This is a genomic window from Streptomyces sp. NPDC005533 (assembly GCF_042871845.1).
Classification (GTDB): Bacteria; Actinomycetota; Actinomycetes; order Streptomycetales; family Streptomycetaceae; genus Streptomyces.
Genome location: NZ_JBIAJH010000160.1, coordinates 1 through 2,200, shown reverse-complemented (window position 1 = coordinate 2,200; position 2,200 = coordinate 1). Strand labels below are relative to the sequence as shown.

The 2,200-nt window shown below is 65.0% G+C and carries 1 protein-coding gene and 2 pseudogenes; 2 read left to right on the top strand and 1 reads right to left on the bottom strand.

The genetic code is table 11. The features are described 5' to 3' along the window. Positions 1-816: 816 nt before the first annotated feature. Positions 817-921: pseudogene (locus ACFYP3_RS37575) on the top strand (IS200/IS605 family transposase); the annotation flags it as partial. A 342-nt stretch (positions 922-1,263) separates the two neighbouring features. On the opposite strand, the gene ACFYP3_RS37570 reads toward ACFYP3_RS37575, so the two are convergent. Continuing rightward, complete coding sequence (locus ACFYP3_RS37570) at positions 1,264-1,764, bottom strand: DUF2690 domain-containing protein (protein ID WP_388842600.1); 501 nt, start codon at positions 1,762-1,764, stop codon at positions 1,264-1,266. A gap of 331 nt (positions 1,765-2,095) precedes the next feature. Here ACFYP3_RS37570 and ACFYP3_RS37565 point away from each other — a divergent pair. Then, a pseudogene (locus ACFYP3_RS37565) lies at positions 2,096-2,200 on the top strand (ATP-binding protein); the annotation flags it as partial.

Here is a 2,200-nt window from a genome sequence, read left to right as displayed (position 1 = left end):
CATCCCCGCAACTACCTGGCCTTCCTCGGCCTAGCAGCCGCCCTCTGCTGCTACAAACGCCTCGTCCGCCTCACCACATAGGACACGGTCTTAGTCCGAGGGTGACCGGGCTGGGCAAGGCGAAAACGATCAGCGTCAATTCGGGGACAGAAGGGTGAATAATGTGGACATCATGATTGTCTCTTCCTTTCACACACCGTCGACCTGTGCGGCCGATCGTCTCTGCCGGTACGTCCGCCAAGCTCGCGCCCATCCGCAAGCCGTCTACCGCGCCCGGCCTTCCAGCAGCAACCACCGTGTGTGTGGTGGTCGGACGGTTTGTGATCATTGCGGTATGCCGGTGGTATGAAGTATCCGGAGGGTGGGTCTGGCTGCCGAGCGCCGGGCCTTTGGCGAGGGGGCCAGCTTCAGGTGGGGGCAGCGGTTCGCGGCGGGTGCGAAGACCGCGGTGACGGTGCAGGATCTGCGGGGTTGACTGTGCGGCCAGGGCATCGGTGGCGCCGTGCCTGGCGCGAGGGCGGTATGGAGGTCCTGCGCTCCGCGGGCCCGGCGAACTCCCCGGCTGTCACCGTCCTCCTGGAAGGACTGCCGCGACCTGTCCGTTCGGGCCCCCATCCAGCTGGGCGGCCCCATTACGATGGTCTGGGACAGTCTCAACACCCACCTGGCCGCCAGACTGAAATGCTACGAGGCCGGGATGACTGGCTCATCAAAGTCCGGCATTCGCCGTATGCACACTCCGCCATGAGTCACGAAGAACCCAGCTCCGGCCCCACCTGATCAACGGCTGAATCACTGTCGAGCTGCGAAGACATCATGCGCGCCGTGTGCGCCGGCTGCGGAACCGAGATCGTGGAGGTCAACGGCGGACGCAACGACGTCTACCTGCTCGTGCACTACCCGCCCAAGGTTGCCATCCCTTGGCTGGCGAGTGTCTCAGCCCGCAGGCTCCGTCAGGAGTCCCCGGCCATATCCGCAAGTACCTCTGGGGCGACCACTTCTGGTCCCCTCCTCCTTCGCCGCGTCCTGCAGCGGCGCACCGCTGGCGGCTATCAAGGAGTACATCGAGAACCAGAAGCGTCCCAGCTGAGGCCACCAGTGCGGACCTGTGCGGGTCACCTCCAGCTTGAGGGGCAATTCCTCCCGGGGTTCTCGCTAGATCGCGCTGAATCCCCGTCGTATTGGAGGAAGCGGCGACCGCGGGTCGAATGCCTGGCCCGCCTCCCTCCTGCCGCCAGGTGTGCCCCTTGGCCGCTCAGACGGTCAGTACCACGCGGTGTACCTGCTCGCGAGCCCGGCCCGGGCCGACACCCTGCCGTTGACCATGGCGGTGTGTGCACTGTGCTGCCCGGGGGCAATGAACTGTTCCTGAACGGCGTTGTCCCAGTTCTGCACCCACAACCGGGTTCCTGGCGCCGCTCCGGATATACGTGCCCAATTGCTGTGACAGTGCGGGCTGTAGAGGAGTTCGACGTGTCCACGAGGCGTAGACAGCTCAGCTCCCGCCGGAGTGAAAGCGTTGACGATACATGGGTATCCGTCCACGCTGCTCCTCGCGGCGACGGGGTCTACGCCGTGGCACGAAGCTCCGTCACAGTAGATCGCCGCCGGGTCGACGCCCGAAGGGCTCACTGCGTGGCCGGATGACCGAACGCCCTCTGGCTGCGATGCTATGTACCGTCCAGCCGGCTCTGCCCCGGCGGTTGGCTGGGCTGCGGAAGCCGCTCCCGCAGAGGACAAGGCGAACAGCCCGATTGCTGACATCAAAATGATCTTCCTGCGCATAATGCGCCCCTGTCGTCGAGGACATGTCAATGGAAGGTCTACCGACTGAAGGCTCGGAAAACAAATCAATCATTAGAAACGGCTGAAACCCTCGATTCTCAGTGGGCGCCTTTCGGCCAGGCGCTCTCGGGGAGGGCGAGGGCCGCGAACTGGACTGGAGCCCTGTCCGCCCTGTCCGCACCCAGGCCGTTAAGAGGGGGCGCCGATCACTGCGGCCGGCCCAGGCGGTATCGGGAAGTTACCTGACTGAGACTCTCCCGATCGCGGGCAGTAACGTCTTCCGGTGCTGTGAAGCCTGGCTTTAGGCGACACCAGTGCGAGCGGCCGGGGGCTGAACATCATCAGCGCCCTTGCCCAGGACTGGGGTGTCCGGGACGGAGCGGCGGGTGAGGTCACCGTGTGGGTGGTCGTTGCC

Excerpts from the sequence above, each read along its gene's own strand:
- ACFYP3_RS37570 (WP_388842600.1), bottom strand. The coding sequence starts at position 1,764 with ATGTCAGCAATCGGGCTGTTCGCCTTGTCCTCTGCGGGAGCGGCTTCC.